This is a genomic window from Pseudoalteromonas sp. CNC9-20 (assembly GCF_022347875.1).
GTDB classification, from domain to species: domain Bacteria; phylum Pseudomonadota; class Gammaproteobacteria; order Enterobacterales; family Alteromonadaceae; genus Pseudoalteromonas; species Pseudoalteromonas ruthenica.
Window position 1 is genome coordinate 771,016 of sequence record NZ_JAKRFS010000002.1, and the last position, 23,343, is coordinate 794,358.

At 48.3% G+C, this 23,343-nt stretch carries 23 protein-coding genes; 10 read left to right on the forward strand and 13 right to left on the reverse strand.

Features of this window, described 5'->3' with window-relative positions; translation table 11 throughout:
• Positions 1-139: 139 nt before the first annotated feature.
• The 6 genes from MHM89_RS07020 to MHM89_RS07045 all read right to left on the reverse strand — a co-directional run bounded on the left by MHM89_RS07020 (position 140) and on the right by MHM89_RS07045 (position 10,780).
• Positions 140-1,630: an OmpA family protein gene (locus tag MHM89_RS07020; protein ID WP_239408469.1), complete on the reverse strand. Its 1,491-nt coding sequence runs from the start codon at positions 1,628-1,630 to the stop codon at positions 140-142.
• 131 nt (positions 1,631-1,761) lie between these two features.
• Positions 1,762-4,311, reverse strand: coding sequence for a family 20 glycosylhydrolase (locus tag MHM89_RS07025; protein WP_239408470.1), 2,550 nt, complete (start codon positions 4,309-4,311; stop codon positions 1,762-1,764).
• Positions 4,304-5,170, reverse strand: coding sequence for an ROK family protein (locus tag MHM89_RS07030; protein WP_239408471.1), 867 nt, complete (start codon positions 5,168-5,170; stop codon positions 4,304-4,306). Before MHM89_RS07030 ends, MHM89_RS07025 begins: the two co-directional genes overlap by 8 nt.
• Entirely contained in the window at positions 5,167-6,435 is a 1,269-nt protein-coding gene (locus MHM89_RS07035; RefSeq protein ID WP_239408472.1) for an MFS transporter, read from the reverse strand. Before MHM89_RS07035 ends, MHM89_RS07030 begins: the two co-directional genes overlap by 4 nt.
• 196 nt (positions 6,436-6,631) lie before the next feature.
• Positions 6,632-8,089, reverse strand: coding sequence for a tryptophan halogenase family protein (locus MHM89_RS07040; RefSeq protein WP_239408473.1), 1,458 nt, complete (start codon positions 8,087-8,089; stop codon positions 6,632-6,634).
• A 39-nt stretch (positions 8,090-8,128) separates the two neighbouring features.
• On the reverse strand, positions 8,129-10,780 hold the full coding sequence (locus tag MHM89_RS07045) for a TonB-dependent receptor (RefSeq protein WP_239408474.1): 2,652 nt from the start codon (positions 10,778-10,780) through the stop codon (positions 8,129-8,131).
• A 267-nt stretch (positions 10,781-11,047) separates the two neighbouring features.
• On the opposite strand from MHM89_RS07045, the gene MHM89_RS07050 reads away from it, so the two are divergent.
• The 4 genes from MHM89_RS07050 to MHM89_RS07065 all read left to right on the forward strand — a co-directional run bounded on the left by MHM89_RS07050 (position 11,048) and on the right by MHM89_RS07065 (position 13,730).
• Entirely contained in the window at positions 11,048-11,914 is an 867-nt protein-coding gene (locus MHM89_RS07050) for an AraC family transcriptional regulator (protein ID WP_152441857.1), read from the forward strand.
• A gap of 187 nt (positions 11,915-12,101) precedes the next feature.
• Positions 12,102-12,842: a ferredoxin--NADP reductase gene (locus MHM89_RS07055; protein ID WP_239384908.1), complete on the forward strand. Its 741-nt coding sequence runs from the start codon at positions 12,102-12,104 to the stop codon at positions 12,840-12,842.
• Between the two features lie 14 nt (positions 12,843-12,856).
• Complete coding sequence (locus MHM89_RS07060; RefSeq protein ID WP_022944669.1) at positions 12,857-13,372, forward strand: nuclear transport factor 2 family protein; 516 nt, start codon at positions 12,857-12,859, stop codon at positions 13,370-13,372.
• Positions 13,373-13,406: 34 nt separating this feature from the next.
• Positions 13,407-13,730, forward strand: a complete 324-nt coding sequence (locus tag MHM89_RS07065) for a hypothetical protein (protein WP_239408475.1) — start codon at positions 13,407-13,409, stop codon at positions 13,728-13,730.
• Positions 13,731-13,763: 33 nt separating this feature from the next.
• Here the strand turns inward: MHM89_RS07065 and MHM89_RS07070 are convergent, their stop codons facing one another.
• Positions 13,764-14,630, reverse strand: coding sequence for a tetratricopeptide repeat protein (locus tag MHM89_RS07070; protein ID WP_040643106.1), 867 nt, complete (start codon positions 14,628-14,630; stop codon positions 13,764-13,766).
• A gap of 298 nt (positions 14,631-14,928) precedes the next feature.
• Here MHM89_RS07070 and MHM89_RS07075 point away from each other — a divergent pair, with 298 nt between their 5' ends.
• A complete protein-coding gene (locus MHM89_RS07075) occupies positions 14,929-15,627 on the forward strand; it encodes a transporter substrate-binding domain-containing protein (RefSeq protein WP_022944666.1) in 699 nt (232 codons plus the stop codon).
• Between the two features lie 52 nt (positions 15,628-15,679).
• Here MHM89_RS07075 and MHM89_RS07080 read toward each other — a convergent pair whose 3' ends face one another.
• Positions 15,680-16,069: a biopolymer transporter ExbD gene (locus MHM89_RS07080; RefSeq protein ID WP_022944665.1), complete on the reverse strand. Its 390-nt coding sequence runs from the start codon at positions 16,067-16,069 to the stop codon at positions 15,680-15,682.
• 265 nt (positions 16,070-16,334) lie between these two features.
• On the opposite strand from MHM89_RS07080, the gene MHM89_RS07085 reads away from it, so the two are divergent.
• From MHM89_RS07085 to MHM89_RS07095, 3 genes are all read left to right on the forward strand, one after another.
• Positions 16,335-17,012, forward strand: coding sequence for a tellurite resistance TerB family protein (locus MHM89_RS07085; RefSeq protein ID WP_045980151.1), 678 nt, complete (start codon positions 16,335-16,337; stop codon positions 17,010-17,012).
• Positions 17,013-17,272: 260 nt separating this feature from the next.
• Positions 17,273-17,977 carry a spondin domain-containing protein gene (locus tag MHM89_RS07090; RefSeq protein WP_239408476.1) on the forward strand — a complete coding sequence of 235 codons (705 nt, stop codon included), beginning with the start codon at positions 17,273-17,275 and terminating at the stop codon, positions 17,975-17,977.
• A 9-nt stretch (positions 17,978-17,986) separates the two neighbouring features.
• Positions 17,987-18,706: a spondin domain-containing protein gene (locus MHM89_RS07095; protein WP_239408477.1), complete on the forward strand. Its 720-nt coding sequence runs from the start codon at positions 17,987-17,989 to the stop codon at positions 18,704-18,706.
• Between the two features lie 113 nt (positions 18,707-18,819).
• On the opposite strand, the gene MHM89_RS07100 is transcribed toward MHM89_RS07095, so the two are convergent.
• Positions 18,820-20,076: a diguanylate cyclase gene (locus MHM89_RS07100; RefSeq protein WP_239384933.1), complete on the reverse strand. Its 1,257-nt coding sequence runs from the start codon at positions 20,074-20,076 to the stop codon at positions 18,820-18,822.
• A gap of 211 nt (positions 20,077-20,287) precedes the next feature.
• On the opposite strand from MHM89_RS07100, the gene MHM89_RS07105 reads away from it, so the two are divergent.
• Together MHM89_RS07105 and MHM89_RS07110 are read left to right on the forward strand one after the other, a co-directional pair.
• The gene (locus MHM89_RS07105; RefSeq protein ID WP_239384913.1) at positions 20,288-20,647 is read left to right on the forward strand and encodes a MerR family transcriptional regulator; all 360 of its coding nucleotides are present in this window, start codon (positions 20,288-20,290) and stop codon (positions 20,645-20,647) included.
• 63 nt (positions 20,648-20,710) lie between these two features.
• Positions 20,711-21,280 carry an NAD(P)H-dependent oxidoreductase gene (locus MHM89_RS07110; protein WP_239384914.1) on the forward strand — a complete coding sequence of 190 codons (570 nt, stop codon included), beginning with the start codon at positions 20,711-20,713 and terminating at the stop codon, positions 21,278-21,280.
• A gap of 59 nt (positions 21,281-21,339) precedes the next feature.
• On the opposite strand, the gene MHM89_RS07115 is transcribed toward MHM89_RS07110, so the two are convergent.
• From MHM89_RS07115 to MHM89_RS07130, 4 genes are all read right to left on the reverse strand, one after another.
• Positions 21,340-22,062 carry a transposase gene (locus MHM89_RS07115; RefSeq protein ID WP_239408478.1) on the reverse strand — a complete coding sequence of 241 codons (723 nt, stop codon included), beginning with the start codon at positions 22,060-22,062 and terminating at the stop codon, positions 21,340-21,342.
• Between the two features lie 544 nt (positions 22,063-22,606).
• Entirely contained in the window at positions 22,607-22,768 is a 162-nt protein-coding gene (locus tag MHM89_RS07120) for a hypothetical protein (RefSeq protein ID WP_235418536.1), read from the reverse strand.
• Complete coding sequence (locus tag MHM89_RS07125) at positions 22,762-23,007, reverse strand: transposase (RefSeq protein WP_343224218.1); 246 nt, start codon at positions 23,005-23,007, stop codon at positions 22,762-22,764. Before MHM89_RS07125 ends, MHM89_RS07120 begins: the two co-directional genes overlap by 7 nt.
• A gap of 84 nt (positions 23,008-23,091) precedes the next feature.
• Positions 23,092-23,331 carry a transposase gene (locus MHM89_RS07130; protein ID WP_343224220.1) on the reverse strand — a complete coding sequence of 80 codons (240 nt, stop codon included), beginning with the start codon at positions 23,329-23,331 and terminating at the stop codon, positions 23,092-23,094.
• Positions 23,332-23,343: the final 12 nt, after the last annotated feature.

The following is a 23,343-nucleotide window of genomic DNA, read 5'->3' on the forward strand; positions in this document are numbered from 1 at the left end:
CTCTGCCAATATTATTGAGTCTTTGGTTCTGGCCCAGCACCTTTTGTATAACTGACCAGTGCTTTTGTAAAACAAGGCTACAGAACAACTTATATTCAACCATAGCGCCCTGCAACCTGGATAGGGCTTAACTGCTTGGTTATAGGAACATGGGTGCTTTAAGTACCAACTCAACGCGACGGTTACGCTGCATATTATCGTCATTATCGTTTGCAGCCAACGGAGCGACTGGCCCGACACCCACCGCTTGCAATCGCTGTTGGGTTATTTGGTAATCACGAACCAGGGTGTTCACCACTTCTTGAGCGCGTCGACTCGCTAAGTCTTGGTTGTAGTCAAATGCACCTTTGTTATCGGTGTGACCAACCACATACAAAGAGACATCAGCCCTTTGCGTTAAGAACTTTGCAATTTCATCCAATTGCGCTTTTGAGCTAGGTTTAATGGTGTGTTTATTAAAGTCAAACTCAATACCATACAAAGAAACACTGCCTGTATTTTGTATTTCTTTTAAAAGATTGTCACTGTCGATATTTAAAGCTACGTGGCTAACCTCTTTTTCTTCAATAATATCAACCACCAACTCTACACTTTCCTTGGCCCTACGTTGTAGGCTGTACATCGATGTGTATAGCTTGCCATGAGGTGTGTCTTTCTCAGCTGTGAACAAGTAAAAGTTGCTTTTTTCAGTCATGTTATAGATATCAGAATCATGACGCTTAGCAAAAATGGTATCGCGGTAATTATCGCGCAAGATATAGTTGCCACAACTACGTGCTTGGCACTCATAAATAATAGTGAACCCAGCTTGGGTCAGTGCATTCATGTAGTTTTTATGAACTGCATAAGGTCCAACCGTTTTATCAATACGGTAATTTAGCGTGGTCACTTTACCGCCGACGGTGCGCACCGGAATTGACTTTTTATACTGACCTACAATTAACGGATAGGGTTCATAATCACTCACGCCGCTGCTTTTGATATAACTGCCAGGGAAGCGCTCGATTAATGGGTGATCAGCACTGCCTTTTGCATCTTTTTCCTTGGCTTTTAGCTGACTAAAATCCAACGCATCAATCTCAAAGTCTTGCTGTACGCTAAGACCCGCATCAGGCATAGGCAACGATGCAATTTGCTCATAGCCTAAGGAAAGCCCTCCGCTGCGCTCTTGTTTAGCAAACAGCATAACTGCACGTGGCTGCTCATTCACTGTTTTCATCGCTGACAGATAGCCAAATCGGTTTTCCTGAACATTGTAATAACCTAAGCGATACAACACTGTATCGCGAAAGGTATCATCAATTAGCCGAGCGTAAATGCGTTTATCACACTCCTGAACGCAATAAACCTGTATGCTAAAACCCTTGGCCTCCAGCTTGGCTTTAACATCAGCAAGTAGGTGTGAAAAGCCGAGCTTAGCGCTAGGCTCAATCTCCTGCATGTAAGCGCGATACTCCCCCGCTAACTCTATACGTTGATCATCTTTGCCTAGCACTAATACAGGCATATAGCTGTAATGGGCATCGGCCTTGGTGCGGCCGCCTTTGTATTTGTCGACGAATAGATTACTTTGCGCAAGGCTAGAAGTGGTAAGTAACAGTAAAGCGAAGGTAAAGAGCAAGCGAACCATTATTTTCATCCTTAAATATAATTAGCCTTATTAATACTTATTCCCGTATTTAAATCAACTAGTTTAAGTAGCGAAAGCAAAAAGGCGGTGATCACCGCCCTGCTCTTGCCTTACTAGTGTGAAATCTTGGTTTACTGCAAACTCAACGCCCTGCCTCGGCGCTGGGTTAGCGGCGATCGTGCCCGTATCGCCCGCACCGGGCCATAGTGCTTATTGCTCTTAAACGGTTGCCACTGGCCATCCGCCGTTTGTACTTCAATGGCAAACCCGGGAAGTAAAGTAAAGGCATCGATATGGCCTTGTTTAGTGGTGCTTGCCGCCACTGTGGGAATGCGATAAAAACGCCCGTACTTTTCTAATTTAGCTATTTCCCGTTCGCCAACTAAATAAGCAAAACGCTGCCAGTCCTGCTCTCGTTGCTGTTGGCGTTGCGCATCGAAAAACTCGGTGTCGGCACTGTAACTGCGACCGGCCACATAAGGCAATGCCCACTGCGGTTTGTGCCAAGCACGCTCTGCTAACGCCAATAAGCGCGGATACAACATGTACTCGGCTTGGCGGTCTGTGCGCAGCATCTCCGACCAAAGATGTCCTTGCACACCGGCAAACTGCACACCAGGTTGTAATGACGAGTCACTGTCATCGGCGCGATACGGTTGATTTTTAACACTGCGCCATATTTCTGCATGTGCGGGCAGATTATCAGGCATAAACTCAAACACCTTGCGCGTATCAACAGCCCGACTGGCCCAGTGATTACCGCGCTCTTGTGGGTGTGATTGATATGGAAAGTCAAAATAGGTGACATCTGGGCTGGAGATCACCACATCCCATCCTTGATTGGCATGCTGATGAGCAACCTCATGGCCATTGTCACTCAAAGTCGCCCAGGCGTTACTTTGCACGTGAGCTGGCATATTTGCTAAGCGCACATCGCCCATGCCATCACTCCAACCACCTACTTTAATGCCTTTATTAGCCAAAGATTGGCTAATCTTTTCAATAAAATAACCATTGAATGAGCTAAAGTCCGCGACCTTCTCTTTGAGCTGTTGGCATGCCGGTGACGCCAGCCAGGCTCCGGCCGTTTCATCGGCACCAATATGATAAGTGTGCAACGCCACTCCCGCACGCTGGTGCAAACGCTGTACTTCCAGCAGTACCTTATCAATAAAACGATAGGTTGACGGCAAACAAATATTTAAGGTGTTGTCGTTATAATGCTGAATAGAGCGGTATTGCGTACCGTCTTGTGGTTCCACTAAACGGTACTGACTGGCGCGCTGTTTGTCGCCTTGCGCCAGCAAGCGCTGATAGCGAGCCTCCATCGCTTTAATAGCGGCACGCGAGTGCCCGGGCATATCCAGCGAAGGCACCACTTCAATATGATGGGCTTGGGCATAACGCAAAATATCAACATAATCTTGCGCGCTATAAAAACCATTCACTCCACTGTCACTAAGGTGGCCGGCGCCCAACTGGGGCAACAAGCAGCGCTGCTCTGCTAAATCTAAACAACGTGTTGCCGCCACCTCGGTCAGCTCCGGTAAACCATCAATGGCAAGACGCCAGCCTTCATCATCTGCCAAGTGCAAATGCAGCTTGTTAAGCTTATACGCCGCCATTTGCTCTATGGTATTAAGAATAAACGCCTTAGTTCGGAAATTACGCGCTACATCAATGTGTAAACCACGAAAGCCATAATGCGGCGCATCTTCTATAGCGACCCGCTCTAGGCTTAAATCGTCACTATTCAATAGCCCCGCCACACTTTGCAGCCCGTAAAAAGCTCCGGTGGCACTGGGCGCTTGAATAACAATGCCCTCACCACGCACATTGAGTTTATAAGACTCTGGCGGCGCGCCTGCTTGCTCGCTGACATGAATTTCAATGCTCACCGCAGCTTGGCGCTCATGAACGCCGAGGGCTGCTAATCGTTTTAACGCCGCCTCGATAGCGCCTCGCTCTATCCCCTTTAATTGCAGTGTAAAACCTTGGCTGAGCGACAGCCGCCCCGGCGCCGTGCGCGCAATGTGCTGTGGCTGTGGCACCAAACCCAATACGGTATCACGGGGCTTCGGGCGTACTTGATGCTGATATAAATACTCAGCCCCCATCCAAGGTGTTTTATCATCATCACTCACTCGTAATTGCTTGATGCCGGTGAAAGCCTGTAAATAGGGTTGCTGCTCTAAGCCTGTAGTGTCATCAACAGCGTTTTGCGTGCTGGCGATCACCTGTGGCTCAAGGCGATGCTCAACATCGCTTATCAGGTAGTTGGGCATAAATTCCGAGCGGGTGATTTGCGATTGTTCAGTGTAAAAACGCACGCTTACGCCCGCCTCACCAAAGCCGGTAAACTGCGAAGTGGCACGGATGCGGTGTAGATCACCATTAACATGCTCAATAGCGAGCTGCTCCCCCTGCACCGCGTAGATAGGCATCAGTTGGCTAAAATAGATGGCCCAATCGCTTAGTGGCTCTAAATCCTCGGTGTTGGCTAACGACAGTGTCAGTTCACTGAGGTAACACGACTCTTTTTGCTCAGGACAACTATCAGGGTTGGCATCAATCAAGGTGTAATGCACTTGTAGTTGCTGCGCCAAGCGCTCAAGCTGCAACGCCGTGATCGCTTGCGCGTTGGCTGCGAAAATAAGCAACAATAAAATTAGGTTACGCACAATAGACCTCCTTGTGTGGCAAATGGGTGTGACGTTCGAATAACGCATATGCCCCCAACAGCGGCGCATATTCCAACTGCCCGGGGCTTATTTGCAACGCTTTAACTAAAATGGGGTGAGCCTGGTTACTGAGCGCGTGCCGCATGGTTTCAGCAAACAGTGAGTAAGAGCGTGCCACGGAGCCGCCAAGCACGACTTTGTCTGGGTCAAAAGCCAGCATCACCTGCGCCAAGGCATAACCTATGTGTGTACCTAACTCAGCAAATAACGCCTTTGCATGGGCATCGCCTTGTTGCGCTAACAGTGCCTGCTCGCCCCCTTCTAAACCTTGGCGCTTAAAGAATTGCCCGCTGGTATAGTGCTCAATGATACCATCCTGATAGGGAAAGCTCCCAAACTCGCCGGCCGCCGCATGTTTGCCACTATACAAGGTGCCATCGATGACAATGCCCGCGCCAAGGCCGGTGCCTAAGCTCACGCCCACGAGGTTTTGCACTTGATGGCCGCCATAACAATACTCGCCCATGGCAAAACAGTTGGCATCATTGTGCACCACCACTGGTAACTCAAAGTGGGTCTGTAACAATTGCTGCAAAGCAACGTTGTGCCAACTGGGAATATTCACGGTTTCCAGCACCCGACCTGATTGCATTTCCACCATGCTCGGAACGCCAATGGCAATGCCTTGGCTGTGCTCATCAATGGCACTGCGCACTAACTCTAAGACAAATGCATTGATTTGTTCTTTCTCTCCTTGGTAGGGCACCGCGCGACGAATCGGGGCGCTGAGATTCACGCCATCAACACGCGCTGCCAGTGCTTTGGTGCCTCCCAAGTCGATGCATACAACATTTTTCATGAAGGACTCTTTAACTCTTCGTTGGAAACGGATTTTTTAAACAGATTAAGGGTGTGATTGCGCACCAGTGGACGCGCCCAAATACCCACGCTAAAGATATAAATCAGCGGTACAAACAGCACTAGAATGGCGATTTGTAAGCTCCCTATACCTTGGCTGATTGCGCCAATGATTGGCGAGGCCACGGCGCCGCCAATAATGCCAGTGCAGAGGATCCCGGCCACAGCGCCATGCCCGGCTTTAAAAGAGTTGAGCGCCAAAGAGAAAATCACCGACCACATAATGGACAAGAAAAACCCACAAGCAGGAAACGCCAGCACCGACAGCGATTGACTGCCAAACAGCGCTACAATTAAGCAGAGCGCGGCAGCCACGCTAAAGAACATCAATAACTTTTGCGCATCCACACACTTAAGTAGCGCTAATCCGAGTAAACAACCCAGGGTTAAACTCAACCAAAAATGACTCACCACCGCTGCGCCCTCAGTGTTGGGCTCTAAGCCATGTTGCTGCTGTAAAAACACCGACATGGAATTGGCGATGCCTTGCTCCAGGGCAACATAAGCGGCGATTGCAAAGAAGAACTTAATGGCCGTGGGGTTTTTAAAGTATTGCAGGCTTTGCTTGGCGCTGAGCCGCTCACCGGCGTTGCGCTGGGCTCTTTTAATGGGTGTCAGCGCTATCCAGACCAGCATGGCCACACTTAATGCCGCAAACAGCCAATACATACTCAACCACCCCATATTCGCGGGAATACTCGGCGCTATCATGGCTCCAACACCTTGCCCAGTTTGCGTTTGCTCAAGTAATTGTGAATACACCAAAGGGGATAACGTTGCAGCGCCACCAAACATCAACTGCGCCAACACTGACAACAGCGCAAAATGCTGGCTACCGCCGCTTTCGCGCAATAATGGGTTAACCGCTACTTGCAGTAGTGCCATAGCTGAGCCGAGCAAGAACAGCGCTGTCATTGCAACCGCAAATACCGGCATAAGCACAAACGCCACAGCGCCTAATGCAGCGAGTAAAAACGCCAAAAACATCACGTGTTTCTCGCCCCAAGATTGCACTAGCAACCCCGCCGGAATGGACATGACTCCGTAGGCGATAAAAAATGCGAACGGGAAAAACCCCGCTAGCGTTAAGCCAATATCAAAGCTATCAATAAGCGCCGGAAATATCGGTCCGAGGATATTGGTAATGAACGAAATCATAAAAAAGGTCGCGAGTACTAATACGACCACAGGGATATTAGTTTTCATTGTTTTTCCCTCTGTGCCTTAAAATAAAAGGGGTGATGGTTTATACGAGCCGGCTTGTGGGCAAACAAACACAATGCTCAAGGGGAACCACGACCATCACCCCAAATGGGTTATTAATGCTCTTTGTATGCGCTGCCAGTATCGCAGCCTTTTGCCACCACTGGCGGCACAATTCAGTGCCTTACCGATACTATTCTCACAGCCTTAAAACCTGCTCATGGACGCCAAAATGAGTCTCGCATAGTGTTTTTACATAGGCCTTGGCGGCGCTGTCGATATGCGCCGGGGCGCACTCAAAAGGCTGGGTGAGGTGCGTGTCGCGATAATCCATGCCCGCTAATAGGCAATACCAGCTGGCTCGGTTATAAGCCTGCTGATGACGATGCTGATGCAACCACTGGTCGATATCTCCACCGCTGCGCCAACGCTGTAACAGCGGCGCAATTCGCGGGCTTTGTGCGGCTATTTCCGCACTGGCTAACCAATAGGGTGTATCGACACGACGGCTAGTGGCGTAATGGCCGAGAATATAATCTTTCACGCCCAACACGAGGGTGTGTAATTCATCATTAAGATGCTGCGCACTGACCTGGCCTTCAATAAATTGGCTCAGTAGTGCGATGCTGTGGCCAGTGATCATCAGCGCGGTGGCCTCCAAAGGCTCGATAAAACTCTGCGCTAGGCCAATGGCCATGACATTACTGACCAGTGCGCGGCGCATCATGCCCACTCGCATGTGCAGATGTTTAGCGCTGCTATGATACTCACCCAAGGCTTGGCGCAACTGCTGTTCAGCCTGCTCCGCATTTAGATATTGGCTGCTGTAGACATAGCCATTGCCACAGCGGCTTTGCAGTGGAATGTGCCAGCGCCAACCACTCGGCATCGCTTGAGCATGGGTGTACACCGGTGGGTTAGGCAGCGCCTCAGTGGCGAAAGCCACGGCGCGGTCATTGAGTAACTCATCGTTAAAGCGAATAAAGGGCTCTTGCAGCGCCTTTTCCACCAGCAGTGATTGAAAACCACTGGCATCAATGAAAAAGTCTCCCTGCAGCGTGCGCCCATCCGCTAAGGTGACATGCTCGATACGCTGGCGACCTTGTACTTGCGAGACTGTTCCGCTGATGTGCTCAACGCCACGAGCGCAGGCATAGGCGCGCAGCCAATCTGCCAGCTTTTGCGCATCAAAATGATAGCCATAGTGCAGCGGCCGCGCTAATGCACTGAGCGCTTTGGGAGCACGATTTTGCGCCGCCAACTGCGCCGCTAAAAAGTACCCATCCGGATGGGCGGGCACAGCAGCACCGCGACGCCTGGCATTGGCGTTGACAAAAAACACCTCCGCCGTTTTTTCATCTAACTCACTAAAGAAAGGGTGAAAATACTCACTGTCATCGCCATTCCAGTGACTAAAGCGGATCCCTGCCTTATAGGTGGCGTCGCAGGCACGCATCCAACTGCTTTCTGTTACCCCTAAGTCGGCCATAAACTGTTGCAGGTGTGGCGTGGACCCCTCGCCAACACCAATACGACCAATGTGTGCAGACTCTATCACCCGCACCGTTTTATCTCGGTGGTGCTTACTCAGATAGGCGGCGCACATCCACCCGGCCGTACCTCCGCCCACTATCGTGATGGTATTAATATTATTCATCGCCCTGTTTGCCCAGCGCTGAGGCTGGGCCCTTGATAGTTAGAACTTATAGCTGGCACTGAGGTAGTAGCGAGAGCCAAACTCAATGGTGTTTTGCGTTAAGTCATAGTTGGTATCGTAAGATTGAATGACCTCATTGGTAAGGTTCACCCCCTCTAAGCTGATATCAAGATTTTCCATGGCGTGCCAAACAATGGAGGCATCCCATTGTTGATAGTCATCATTGCGTACTGCTTGTGCGGCGCCCACACCTATCCACTCACTGCGCCAGTTGTAGGCGATACGCGCACTGATGTGATCGTTCTCGTAGAACAGCGAGCCATTAAATGAGTTTTCCGACACCCCAGGAACCATTTCTGTGGCGCCATCGGGGCGGGTTGTTTCACTATCAACATAGGTGTAGTTACTGACAAAGCCAAAACCATTGGCAAAGGTATGCTGCAATTGCAACTCTAAGCCGGTGACATCACCATCGCCATTACTGCGAGGTCGGGTGACTCGGCAGCTATCATATTCTGAAGGTTGAGCGCCACAGCCATCGACAAACTCGACCTCTTCAGTGAGAAAGACAACGTTGTCAATTTGTTTCACAAAAGCGGCTGCTGAAAACAGCGATGCCTCGGTAAAATAGTATTCAACCCCGAAGTCAGCTTGGTCGGCCTCATAAGGTTTTAGATAGGGGTTGCCGCCGTTGGCAGAGCCAAAGTTTTCTTGAATGGCTAAGCCGGGCTTCAGGTCGCTGTAGTTCACCCGTGACATCACACTGGATGCGGCGGCGCGCACAATAACATCGTCGCTGACATCAAAGGCGATGTTGATGCTTGGCAACCAATTATCGTAGTCCACCGTTTCTTTAAAGGCTTGGCCATCGGCGTAGCCAGACGAGGTTTGCTCAGTGTCCACATAGCGCAAGCCCACGTTTCCTCGGAAGTATTCGCCGCTGAAATCACTTTGCACATAAAGCGCCAGCATATCTTCATCCACGCCGAAGGTATCGCCCAAGGCCGGTGTTTCAATCAGCTCTCCCGCCTCATATTTGCCACTGATAAAATCCCACCACTGGTCTTCATCAAGCTTGGCATAGGAGTCAAGAATATGGCCGCTGCTTTGCGAGTGAAGATCAGTAAACACGCCATCACTCCAATTGCTTAAATTGCCATTGGGAACAAAGCCAATCACATCGGCTGGGTTACGATGAATCGCTACGCGTGAGAATTCAATGCTATTGACCTTCACCCCGGCTTCAATACTGGTAAACAGATCGCCGCTGAGCAACCATTTGATATCTGCTTGAGCGTAGCGGATATCATGCTCTTGTACGGTGGTTTGAAAGTTGGCCTCTTGAGCATGTTTAAACTGACTGGCATCGGTGGCATCGAGTGAGCTCAGCCATACTTGATAGGGGCCGGTCGCATCATAGCTAAAGCCGCCATCGGTGCTATTTTGACCATTTGCAAATGCCGGGTCGCCGATTTTATCACCCTCGTCAGTCGCCGGTATCCACCAACTGGAGGCGCCGAACTGCGTACCGCCATCGGAGGTAGACTGCCCCAGTACGGCACTTACTTCATAAGTATCACCGATATACTTACCCGATAAGTTCAGTACATCGGCTTTCATATTAACGGCATTGCGCACCACCGGATTATAAATAATCGAGGCGTAGGCAGGCGTAATGGTCGCTTGCTCCGTGCCGCCAAGGGCATTATTTTGCACGTTTTCAGAGCCGCTGCCGCGCCCGCCGACGGTCAAAAAGTTATGGTTTACATGAGGGTTATCGAGTTCGAAGCGAAAATAATCAAGCACAAACTCGGTATTATCGGTAGGCGCAAATTGCGCGGTTAATTGCGCACTGGTGCGCTCGCGCTCAGCTCGAAAAGCCTGCGAGCCTATCGCCCACGCGCCCACTGTCGATTCTTGCCCTGTGCCTGGGTCAGCGGCAAAGTATTCATAGTAACTCCCGATAGACTCCAGCACATGGCGCCCGGAGGTCAGTTGCTCAATGGAGTAAGAAGCGAGAATACCAAAGCGCTCTTGCTCATCTTTCCAGCTCGCTAAAAATGCACCACCCGCGTCGGTTTCATCGTACAGAGACCCACGCGCGAGCTCAGCGGATACCATCAGGGTGTTGGTGTCTAAGTCTAACGGCTTGCGCGTGGTCAAATCCACGGTGCCGCCTAAGGCCCCTTCCTCGATGGAAGCCTTGGGTGTTTTGTACACTTCCACCGCCGATACTTGCTCTGCAGAGAGTAATTCCATATTAAATGTACGCGTTGCAGGGCCTAAGTCGTACCATGAGGTGCTGGCCACTGATTGGCCATTTAACAGCACTCTTGATTGCTCAGGCGCTGTACCGCGAATGGTCACACCGCTCACTTCACCGTATTGGCGGTCCACGGTAACCCCAGAAATACGCTGTAAGGCATCACCAATGTTTTTGTCAGGGAATTTACCAATGTCTTCAGAGGTAATGGCATCGACCACGGCATTGGCAAAGCGCTTAGTGTTCATGGAGGCTTCCAACGAGCGGCGAATACCCCTCACCTCAATGGTTTCCATTTGCTGGTCATCTTGCGCTAACTGCTGTTGTGCATAGACGCTGGGAGTAATAGCCATGCTAGCGAGTAAACTTGTTGTCACGAGTGCAGCCACTCGATTGATTTTAAAGCGGCGTTTAGGTGTTGTTTTCATTGTTATGCTCATCTTCTTCCTTACTATTTTTGGCCTATTCAGAGTAAAGGCATGAGCGTTTTTTAAGCGGTACGATTCTATGCACTGATCATACTTTTCTCGCAGTGTTGCGGTTAAGCTGTCAAAAAAGCGTAAAACCAAAGCACTATAGCGGCAAACGAATGATAGGTTAGTATTGAAGTGTGAGAGAATAGGCGCACACAAGCGCTGGGGAGTTGCTGAAATAGCAAAACAATTAACAAGGACAATAACAGTGGAGGTTAGCGCGTGCGTGCAATGTGTGAAAAGGTGATCCCCTCACCAAACTGCTCTTGGCGTTATTGCTTGTATCGCTTGCCTGAAATCCCATTTAATTGGCACTATCACCCCGAGTACGAAATATGCTTAACCCTCAATAGCCGTGGCGTGTGCCATATCGGCGACTATATTGCACCCTATGGTGACTACGACTTGGTGTTGCTCGGCCCTGAACTGCCCCATACTTGGCAATCGAAAATCAATACTGACTTATCTGAGCAAATTGTCCATGTGGCACAAATACCGGCGCCGTGGTTAGAAAGCATGGTGGCTCAACACCCTGAGCTGCAACAACTGGAGGAATTACTCAGTGGGGCTCGCCGAGGCCTGCGCTTCTCGCAACAATTGGCAAAGCAATGCCAGGCCTTGTTCGAGAGCATGGAGCAAGCCAGCCCGTTACAGCGCTATGTACTGTTAATGGATATGCTAACGCGCATGGCACAATCGCAGTATGATTACCTTTCCAGCGCCGGTTTTCGTTTTGATTACCGCCAAGACCCAGCCAAAGACAAGTTTGACCGGGTGATTTCCTTTATTTATGACAACTACACGGAAAAGCTCAGCGCAGATATGCTTGCCGAGCATGCTCACATGAGCACCAACCACTTCCATCGCTTTTTTAAAAAACGCACCGAGCGCACCGTGACCGAGTTTATTAATCAGCTACGCATCGCCAAGGCGTGTAAGCTACTCATTAATACTTCTTCGCCGATTACGGTGATCTCCGATCAATGTGGATTCAATAACATTTCTAATTTTAACCGACGCTTTCAAACAATAAAGAACTGCACCCCGAGCCAGTTTCGCGCGCGGCTTCAGCAGCGCGCACTGATCTAAACATCGGAACCTCCTCCCAGGCGCTATTAAAGCTTTACGCAGCAACCACGCCAGAGCAGCCGCACAGCGCTATACTGATACTGTTAGCGCTTTCTAGCAACTGTACCAAAAATTAAAACTCATTGACTTTATAGCTCACAGTTGCCACAGTTAACTTATTGAGTAAAAAGACATTACTGGAGGCGAAATGGCTAATTGGCTGAGCGCAAAAGTGACCCGAGTGAAGTGGTGGAATGATAAGTTATTCTCGCTGGTGGTCCACGCCGACATCGCCCCTTTTACTGCGGGGCAATACACTAAGCTTGCATTAGAGGTGGACGGTGAGCGTGTGGCCCGAGCCTATTCATTTGTAAACCCTCCTAGCAGTGATGACCTCGAGTTTTACTTAATTAAGGTTGACGATGGTGCCCTATCTGAGGCGCTGGCCAACTTACAACCCGGTGATGAGGTACGCATCGCCGAGCAGAGTACGGGCTTTTTCACACTTGATGAAGTGCCCAGCAGCGAGCAAGTGTACATGCTTAGTACCGGCACCGCGATTGGCCCGTTTTTATCAATACTGCAACAGCCCCATGTATGGCAAAAATTTACTCACGTGGTGTTGGTACACTGCGTAAGAGAGCAGCAAGATTTAAGCTATCAAGCATTGGTTAAACAGCTGCAACAGCAGTATCCACAACTACACTATGTGCCCGTGGTCACCCGCGAAAATGTCGATGGCATGTTGAGTGAGCGTATTCCCGGGTTAATAAAAAGTGGCAAACTTTTTGATCATGTTCAGCTCAGTGCCAGCCCAGATGTGGCACAGTTTATGATCTGCGGTAACCCTGAGATGGTAAAAGACACCAGTGCCTGCCTTCAAGAATTAGGCTATAAACGCAACCGACGGCGTACGCCAGGGCAGATCACCGTAGAGCAGTATTGGTAAAAAAGGACCAACAAATGAAATACCTAATTGTGTCATTGCTATGCCTAAACTTTATTGGCAATGCCTACGGCGAACAAACGCCGCTTGAAAAAGACCCAGCGCAGCAACAAGCGCTTGAGCAAGCCATCAAAAAAGCCGAAAAGAAAGCGGTTAAAAAGCTCAGTAAAGAACAACAACAAGCGGTTGCAGTCGTGGATGCCTTGGTGGATGCCTATAACAACAAAGACATCGACACCTTCATTAGCTACTTCGCTGAGGATGTGGCGTTTTATATGTTCCCCAACGAGTTGATGTTCACTGGCAAAGAGCAACTCATAGCCCGCTATGGTTTGATGTTTAAAAAATTACAGTGTGTAAATACTGCCCCTATCAAGCGTATTGTTCATGGTAGTTTTGTTATTGACCAAGAGCTTTCAGAGTCGTGCAGTACAGACCCTGAAGTTATTGATAAACGCTCTGAGGTGGTCACCAGTTATCAAGTGAAAGACGCCAAAGTACAAAAAGTGTTGTTTTTTAAAACTACCAGCTAAACTGCTAGGTGTGCGCAAGTAATTGAGGAAAGCCATGGCAGCAAACCCCCCACCACAGATACAGTTATTATACCGTGTTGAACCGGGATGTTTGGGGCCGGATGGCAAAGATCACATAGAGGGGTTTTGTGCCTACGCACAACAGCATATCAGCGCTCCCGAATTTGCCACTTACCGTTTTGTGCCGCGTTACGATAAAAGCAAAGATGAAGTCAGCTACACGCTGCGTAACAAGCGTTTATCACTGCAACAGGCCGAGCAATTTCTCGCTCACTTTGGCAGCCAACGTAGTGATTTTGAAGAACATCTAGACGAACAACTCGCCGAAGCCATCGACCAATTTTTACGTCCCAGCTAGGGGCGTAGCACCGGCTACAACCCCCAAATTCCTTTAGCCATTAACGATTTCATTAAAGCTATCGTTGTCATGTAGGCTGGCAAACGCGCTTTCGTGCAACAGCTCATTGCGCAGATTAGGCGAGTAGTCTAAGGCCATACGAATATCCGCCAAGGCATCGCTGTGCTCGTGTGTTAGTGCGTATGCACAAGCCCGCTGCCAATAGGCATAGCCATAATCTGAGTCAATTTCTAGCGCCTGATTACACAAACTAATTGCCTCTTGGGTATCACCAAGCTCAAGTAAGGCATCCGCCTTATAGGCTATAGCTTCAACATCTTCAGGCTTACGATTGAGGATCTCGTCGTAAATCTCAACCTTGGTAGCAAAGTCACTCTCTAAATTAGCACGCATCCACAATGAATGAATTTCGTTGGTGATGGTGATCTTCTTCTGGTTGTTGAGGATTTCCTCTGAGCGACCTCGAAGCTGCTCTTCTAAATCTTTTAGGCGCGCTTCATATTCGTCGGTAATGGCACTGACGCGGGAGTTAACAATGTCTTCAACCTTATTTTTTACATCGCGTAGTGAGTTCCACCCAACTAACACCAAAATTGACGCCGTCGCGGTAAGAATAAAAAACACATTGTTAATGGTGTCTGTGGTGTAGACAATAGCGCGATCAGCGGTTTCTAGCTGCGCGTGAGCAATCTTTTCGGTGTATTCGGCACGCAAAGCCTGTTGGTCTTGGCGCACCGCCTTGAGCTCATCGAGGATGTAACGCTCAATCAACGGGCGATACATGGGCTCATTTAAATCCTTAACCACCTGCTGTGTTTGTTGCTCTTGGTTCGGTGTTAGCCCTTTCGCCTGTTGCGCCGGCAGCGCCGACTCGGGGGTATTGGCATAACTGCTGGCCATAGTGCCAAAAACAAAAAGTAAGCCGCTGAATATAAAGCAAACTAACTTAGACATGCCTATTTCCTTTTTTATAATTCTCTCAGCCCCTATGATGCCAGTTTGCTGTGTTTCAGGCAAAAAAAAGCCAGCTACAAAAGTAACTGGCTAACCTGCTTAACAACAATAAAGGTTCAAAGGAACATTAACAGGAGTGAGATTATAACTTAGCAAGATGTCCCTGAACCCATACTTAATTGATTTTGCTAAAACTTAGTTTATCTCCTAGGCTTATTTGGGACGAAGGATTGAGTAGATTGATGTGAAGTATTGGCTGTTATTATTACCCCTTGTGAGCTGTTTGAGCATAGCCCAGAATAAGGTTTTTTTGGTAACCGAGCAGTTGCCGCCGTTAAGCTATGTTGATAAGCAGGGCCAGGTGCGAGGAGATGCCACCGAGCGCGTACAGCAACTTATGCATCATGCCGGCCTTGATTACAGCATTGAAGTGTTGCCATGGAAGCGCGCCTACAAACAAGCAGAATCCTCTGCCAATACCCTTATTTTTACCATATTAAAAACCCCCACACGCAGTGAGCGTTTTGATTGGTTATGCCCTCTGGTTCCTCCTTTGGAGGTTTATCTGTATAAACTCAAAAACCGTCATGACCTGGCCCCAAGCTCTCTGGCTGACGCAAAATCGAGCTTAGTGGGCGTGAGTCGTGGCTCGGTTGCACATTCTTTACTACTCAATCAAGGGTTTATCGAAGGCAAAAACCTGATGGTGACGACCAATATCGATGTATTAACGCAAAACCTCCGTAATGGCCGGTTAGATTATGTGTTATTAATTAATACCTCAGTGCATGATACAGACAATATTACCGCAGCTCTGCCGGAGAATTTCAGCCGCGACCTCCCTGCATGCTTGGCAATTAATAAGCAATCTGACCCACAGATCAAGCAGCGATTAATGGCTTCGTTCACTACGTTGAGCGCTACAAACTTCCACCAACCTTGAGAAAAGCGCCAGTGTCATATTGGCTAATGACACTGGCGTTGAATACAGGCCGTTAATCAACTAACGCGATAGGCCACTGCCCCATTTCTCGTACAGCATTCATAACCGTCACAACTTGCTGATGACGGCTTTGCTCATGCGCGCGAATGGCAACCGAAGAGAATGGCTCTGTGGCAGATATGCGGGCGATGTTGCTGGCGATTTGTGAGGTCTCGATATTCCTCCCCGCCATCACCACATGGTTACTGTGAGTGACTTGAATCATCAAGGTTTTATTTTCTGCTGACACCGCTGAATTAGACTCGGGACGAGTAACGCTCAAACTGTGCTCGCGAACGAATGAGGTTGTCACCACAAAGAAAATAAGCAGGATAAAAACCACATCAAGCATTGGGGTCATATCAGCTTGCGCTTCGGTGTTGGTCGGTCTTTTTCTATTCATAGCATGTTCCTTTTTATTAGACTCCTTATTCACCCTAGACCACGAATGAAAACACTTTGTTACATTAAAAGCGTATAAACATTTTATTTTTATGATCTTTTTGTGCTTTTAGTGATGCAAAAATAAAAACAGTGCGGTGTATACCTTTGGCTGCGTTTGTCTCACGCACTTTTGTATTGTTTTGTAACAAGCTGGTTGTTTTTATTTACGTAGCCATGGCTTATGCTCACAGTAGCCAAGTAAATATGGATATAAGGAAAGGGCAATGAAAGACTTACAAAAACTCGTAGGGAGTTTAAATAAATCAGGCGCACTAAGCGGCTTCCTAGGCGGTGTCGCTGGCGGCGGTCTAAGTGGCTTAGCCACCGGCAAAAGTGGCAAAAAGACATCTAAGAAAGTGATGAAGTATGGTGCCCTTGCCGCCATTGGTGGCCTTGCTTGGAAGGCATACCAGCAGTATGCACAAAAAAGTTCCGCTGCTGAACCAAGTACAGTACATCCACGCTCAGGCAACTTTAATTATCACTCGACTCCTATGCAACAACAAAGCTTTGAACACGTTGTGGAAGATGACAACGAAGGCGGTCAACTGCTGCTGATGCGCGCGATGATTGCAGCCGCCTACGCCGATGGTCATATAGACGAGCAAGAGCGACAACGCATTTTTGCGCAAGTAGAAAACATGGACTTGCAAACCCATGAAAAAGCCATGTTATTTGATGAGCTGCGCCAGCCTATGAGCTTGTCGGAGCTGGTTAATGCTGTACCAAATGCGCAAACAGGTATCGAAGTCTATGCCGCCAGTGCCAGCGCCATAGACCTGAGTCAGCCCATCTCTGGGCAATATCTTGATGCGTTAGCAAATAAACTCTGTATCCCACAGGAATTAGTCAACAATGTGCATCAACAGCTGACTCAGCAAGCGCGCCTAGCCAGTGAGTAACAGTTGAGTGCACGCTAGAGTGACCCACGCGGCGTCACTCTCTGTTTATTTATCAAGTCACACTCCCCCTGGTTTTTCACGGCATTTGAGCCGACAAATAAAAAAGATTGATGTTATTTGAAAGTTAACTGAGAACCACAAGGTCTGTCTTAGCTGAGTGATGAAACGGCCGATTCGCATTCACGAACTTCCCATAACTAGGTTGCCTTTGCCAGTGCAAAACGCGCTGTGATCGGCATATGAATAACAGAGGATTCGAGATGAAATCGTTGCCAAAAATGACCCTGAGCGCTCTTGCACTCACACTTTGCCACACTGCGGGCGCTGCTGAACTTGATGTGCGAGTGCAAAACCTAACCCAAGGTATGTATTTCACGCCCCTGCTGGTGGCTGCCCACGATAGCAACAGTGAATTGTTTCGCGTTGCCACTGCCGCCTCCAGTGAATTACAAGCCATGGCCGAAGGCGGTGCCATCGACGGTCTTGTTAACCAAGTAGAAGTCGCTGGCGGTGATGTGCTTGCCAACCCCGCGCAAGGTTTGCTTGCGCCCGGACACAGTGGCGAAGGCACCCTCACCACCAGTGAAAGTAATACCTATTTATCGCTGGTGGCGATGATGCTACCCACCAACGATGGTTTTGTTGGCCTTAGCAATTGGCCTGTACCGAGCGAACCCGGAACTTACCATGTATACCTTAACGCCTATGATGCCGGCACTGAAGCCAACGATGAAATACGCGGCGGCGGTGCCCCAGGTGTGCCTGGTATGCCGGTTCCACCGCCTTTAGAGGAACTCATTGGCAGCGGGGGCAACGGCGTCACCAACGAATTGAGCAATACGTTGGTGCACATTCACCCCGGTAACCTTGGCGATGACAGTGCATCAGCGGGAAAAAGCGACATCAATAACAGCGTCCAGCGATGGTTGAACCCTGTCGCTAAACTAACAATTACTGTGCAGTAGGGGGTGAGCATGCGTTTGCAAACACATTTCCCTCGAGCACTGGGTTTAAGTGCTCTTGTGGTGCTTGGTTTAAGTGCCTGCGGCTCTGATAACACAAAACCTACGGAATCAGCCGTGGACACGCCAGAGCCGGTGCAATATCATTATCAGGTGACACTGACCAATTTAACGCAAGCGCAACCATTGAGCCCTGTCGCTGGCGTACTGCATCAGCAAGGTCAATTTTGGCGTATTGGTGAGCCGGCTTCAGGTGCTCTCGAAGCACTTGCTGAAGGGGGCGATAACTCGGCGCTGCTTGCAAATACAGAAGTGATTGCACTCTTTGGTGGAGAAGCCCCTATCAGCCCTGGTCATACCGATGAATTTACCCTATCAGTAGAGGATGTTGCTGATAGTAAGTTGACCTTAGCAACCATGTTGGTCAATACCAATGATGCGTTTACGGGTGTTAACGCCGTCGATTTAACGCCGCTGGCTGCTGGGCAAAGCATCTCGCTCTATGGCCATGGGTATGATGCTGGCACCGAGGGCAACTCTGAACTTGCGCAGTTTATCCCAGGTCCTGCCGGTATGGGTGAAGGATTCAACGCAATAAGAGACGACACTAACTTTGTGGCTTTGCATCCAGGCGTGGTAAGTGCCGATGATGGCTTAGCGCAATCGGCTTTGGGTGCTCAACATCGCTTTGACAACCCGGTGATCAAAGTGGTGATCACGCGCATTGAGTGAATCACATTCATATCTAGGCGTCACACCCACGAGACACAACCGCTGGGTGTGAATTCACAGCTTTTTACGCCAAACTGCAACGGCACTGAATACCTGCTATGTGACCTTGGTACTTACGAGTCAGTGTTAAGCGGGGCATAGGCAACTGTATTTCTGCCAGAGTCTTTAGCATGATAAAGCTGCACGTCGGCGGCTTTTATCAACGCTTCAATATTATCGCTAATGCCGTAGGCAGCCCCGATAGAGACAGTAAATGCAATGCTCTGCGGCGTTAATGCCGCACCTTGAGTGTGCACAAAGTGGCGAAAAGCCTCCAGTTTTTGCAAACAGTGCTGTGGGTCTTCAGCGGCAAAATACACCGCAAATTCCTCACCGCCCATACGTGCGACTTGCTCATAATCAAAATGCTCACATAATGCCTTACTCAATGCCTTGAGCACCTCATCGCCACCATCATGGCCGTAGCGATCGTTCACCGCTTTAAAATGGTCAACATCTAACATGGCAATCATACTTGGTTGCTGTTGCTGCGCAGCCGCCTTAAGAGATTTGTTCACTTGGCTAAAAAAATAACGCCGATTCGGCAGTTCGGTTAAGTAATCAGAGTTTGCTTGGCGACGGATGGTTCGAATTTGCTCGAGCATTTCTACGTTTTGTCTTACTCGACAGTAAAACTCTTCCGGGTTAAAAGGTTTACGCAGATAATCGTTGGCGCCATTTTTTAAAAATCGCGCCGATAAATGTGCCGACTCCACCCCAGAAATACCGATAATGGCAATATCCTCTTCAGTGTAAATACGACGGATCTCGATGCACAGCTCCTCACCTCGCATTTTCGGCATTTCACTGTCGGTTACGATTACGGAAATATCGTTATATCGCTCAAGCATAGCCAAAGCTTCTAAGCCGTCTCGCGCTTCCAGCACCTGATATTTATGGCGCTTAAGCAGGCCACTTACATAGTTTCGGGATGTCGCTGAGTCATCCACCACCAATATCTTTATCTTCTCATTGCGCGGCAAGCGCTCGAGCTGACGCTTTAGGTACTGATAGGCCTGCTTGTTTTCTTTGGTGATGTAATCAATGATGGGATGGCGGTCTACAATTTCTCGGGTTTTGCTCTCTAAGCTGCCGGTCATCACTATGGTAGGAATTTTCGCCTTTGTACTACAAGGTATGGCCTCCCCCTGCGGCGCATCGGGCAATATAAAATCGACAATAGCGCAAAAGTAATTGTTTTTTGCAATCAGCGCCTCGGCTTTCGCTTTAGAGTCAGCGATATCAACCTCATAGCCCGCTTGCAAACAAATGTGCTTTTGCACCCGGGCGATAGTAGGGGTGTCTTCTACGATAAGGATTTTTCGTAGCACTATCCGGCGCTCCAACTGGTGCTCAATCGATAACTCAATTGTTAGCCCTACTGGCGCTAAAAGCAATCTTTGCATTTGAATCTAAAGCAAAAATATTGTTATTTAGAAAAAACGTACAGAGGGCTTAAAAAGATACCTGCCCTGCATGCTTAGGTTTGCCTAGAACCGCAAACCTAACTTCTATAAAGTATAAAAGAAAACAAGGACCATCATGTATATAGGTGAAGTTGCCAAAAGGACCGGGTTATCCGTTAAAGCCATCCGTTTGTATGAAGCCCGAGGGTTAATAACCGCACCACCAAGGCAAGGGCGCTACAGGGTGTATAACAAGCCTCATGTAGAAGTGTTGTTATTGATTGTGGAGGCAAAAGCCTTAGGCGCGACTTTGGCAGAATTAAAAGATGCGCTTATCTACAACAACGGCACGCTTGATTGGTCACGGGTGCACGGGTTTTTAGCTGAAATTAAAAACAAATTACTCACTCAGCAATCCGATATTTTAAAGCGTATAGACGCTGTAGAGCGCTGTATATCCACTCTCGATTCATGCCCCCATATTCAGCACGCTTGACTCTACCCCTAGGGGCAGAGCTTAAGATAGTCATCGAGTTTTCACCTTACGGAAGTAAACCCGATGACAAAAAACATCCTAATCATTAACGCTAACCCAAAACGTTCAAGCTTTTGCCAACACTTAGCAGATATCTATGAATGTGAAGCGAGGGAGCAAAATAATACTCAAAGAGTTAACCTGTCGGCATTGCAATTCAATCCTAGCTTGGATTGTGGCTATGATGATGAACAACTATTAGAACCTGATTTACAAGTATTTCAGCAGCAAATTGCCTGGGCAGATCATGTTGTGATCGTTTCGCCTATTTGGTGGGGCAGCCTTCCGGCAAAATTCAAAGGCCTGTTTGATAGAAGTTTCCTGCCCGGGTTCGCATTTAAGTACCAAGGCTATACACCCGTGCCCCTACTCACCGACAAAACCTCTCGCATCGTCTTAACCATGGATGCACCGCCGCAGAGCCTACAAGACCAAGCCGCATCGGTTATTGCACAACTCGATATATTCACCTTACAGTTCAGTGGGTTTCAGCCCAGCGCAGTGAGTTTATTTGGCTCAGTAGTAGCGGCCTCTGAATCCGAAAAGTCTGCTTGGGTAAATGAAATAAAGCAACTAGGCCGAGCAGCGAAATAGCTTGTACTGACTCGAGCAGTTTCTCCAGTGCTAGGGATTTCAAAGGGGATTTCAAAGGGTCAGAGTTGTTGATTTTTATCCCGAGCGTTAAATGATGCCGACTTCCTGTCTCCGCCATACGTTTTTAACTCAATGGTATGCCCCAACTGCTGCTCAATCTGTTTCTTAAAACGCTCATCCCCCAGTACCCAGGTTCTTTGCAGGGCATCTCGAATCTGCGCGACGGAATAATCCGGCATCTGCGATTTAAACAAGGCTTGGTACGCCTGCTTTCGAGCTGATTTGTCTTTACCTAGAGCCTGATAGACAGGATGCTCCTTAATCAGCTCTATTTGCTTGTCCAAAGCATTATGGCGATAACTGGACCAAGGGTATTCAGACGGATGAACAACCATGTTCGCTCGCACCGGGTTCAGTTCAATATACCGACTGACCAAAAGCAAATATTGGTCACTATCAACCAATGACGACTTAAAACGTCCTTCCCAAAGTGTTCCTGTCCGCTTATAAGTATTGTTCACGTAGCGGACATAGTAACGTCCTAACGATTGCATCAGTTGGCTGACGCCCGTTGCTGTAGTAGGTGTCATCAATAAATGAACGTGATTGGTCATCAACACAAAAGCGTGAACAGAGACGTCAAAGCGACGACTGTAATCTTTCAACTTGTCCAGGTATACGGTGTAATCCTGTTCCGTATAGAAGGTGACTTGACGGTTATTTCCACGCTGAACAACATGTTGCGGAATATGGGGTAAGTTTAATCTCGGCCGACGCGCCATGGCCTTTCCTCCCTGAAATAGCCAATTGCACTAAAAACTTAGCGCAACTCAGCAATTTCAACAACTCTGACCCCTTATCGATCTAGGAGGGCCCATGATTCTATTTTTTATTTATTTTCATAGACATCAAATAAATTGTAATTGCGAAGATAAACAGTGAGATTCCCCCAAGGTAAAACTTTTCTTCGTTCTCCATATAAACATTCATCGAAAAGACGCCAAAAATGACTGAAGCTATATAAAACAGCCAAGTCGCAGGTCCGTTTTTTGTACTCGCAAAAAGCTTAAAATATATAAATCCCAAAAATGAGACCACCTGAAGAATAAATAACATTTATTTCTCCACCTTATTCAATTCACCAACAGCTTTTTGTAACGATTAATACAAATTTCAACAACTCTGACCCCTTGATTCGACCCCTTGATTCGATTCTGCCATTTCCGGGGTGGCAGTAATACCATCTATGGCTAACCCTTTAGTGGTAAAAGCCCTTATCCAAGTGTTGGCTGGTGTATCTTGGTTGAGGTTTATTTCAATCGCCTTCTAAAACCAATACTTGGTAACATCAGTGACAACACCATCTAGTCCCTGAATTTCTCCAAGAATATAGCCGTAGGCACCTCCATAATCTTCATCTTTGAAAAAGCCAGCAATGTTGCCTAGTTGCTCATCATTAAAGGAAGCTTGCAATTTCAATTTCAACAACTCTGACCCCTTGATCGGACGCCCGTTGCTGTAGTAGGTGTAATCAATAAATGAACGTGATGATTAGTCATCAACACAAAAGCCTGAACAGAGACGTCAAAGCGACGACTGTAATCTTTCAACTTGTCCAGGTATACGGTGTAATCCTGTTCCGTAAAGAAGGTGGCCTGACGGTTATTTCCACGCTGAACAACATGTTGCGGAATATGGGGTAAGTTTAATCTCGGCCGACGCGCCATGGCCTTTCCTCCCTGAAACAGCCAATTGCACTAAAAACCTAGCGCAACTCAGCAATTTCAACAACTCTGACCCCTTGATTCGATTCAACAACTCTGACCCCTTGATCGCTGTGTCATCGATCGCTGTGTCATCAATAAATGAACGTGATTAGTCATCAACACAAAAGTGTGAACAGAGACGTCAAAGCGACGACTGTAATCTTTCACCTTGTCCAGGTATACGGTGTAATCCTGTTCCGTAAAGAAGGTGGCCTGACGGTTATTTCCACGCTGAACAACATGTTGCGGAATATGGGGTAAGTTTAATCTCGGCCGACGCGCCATGGCCTTTCCTCC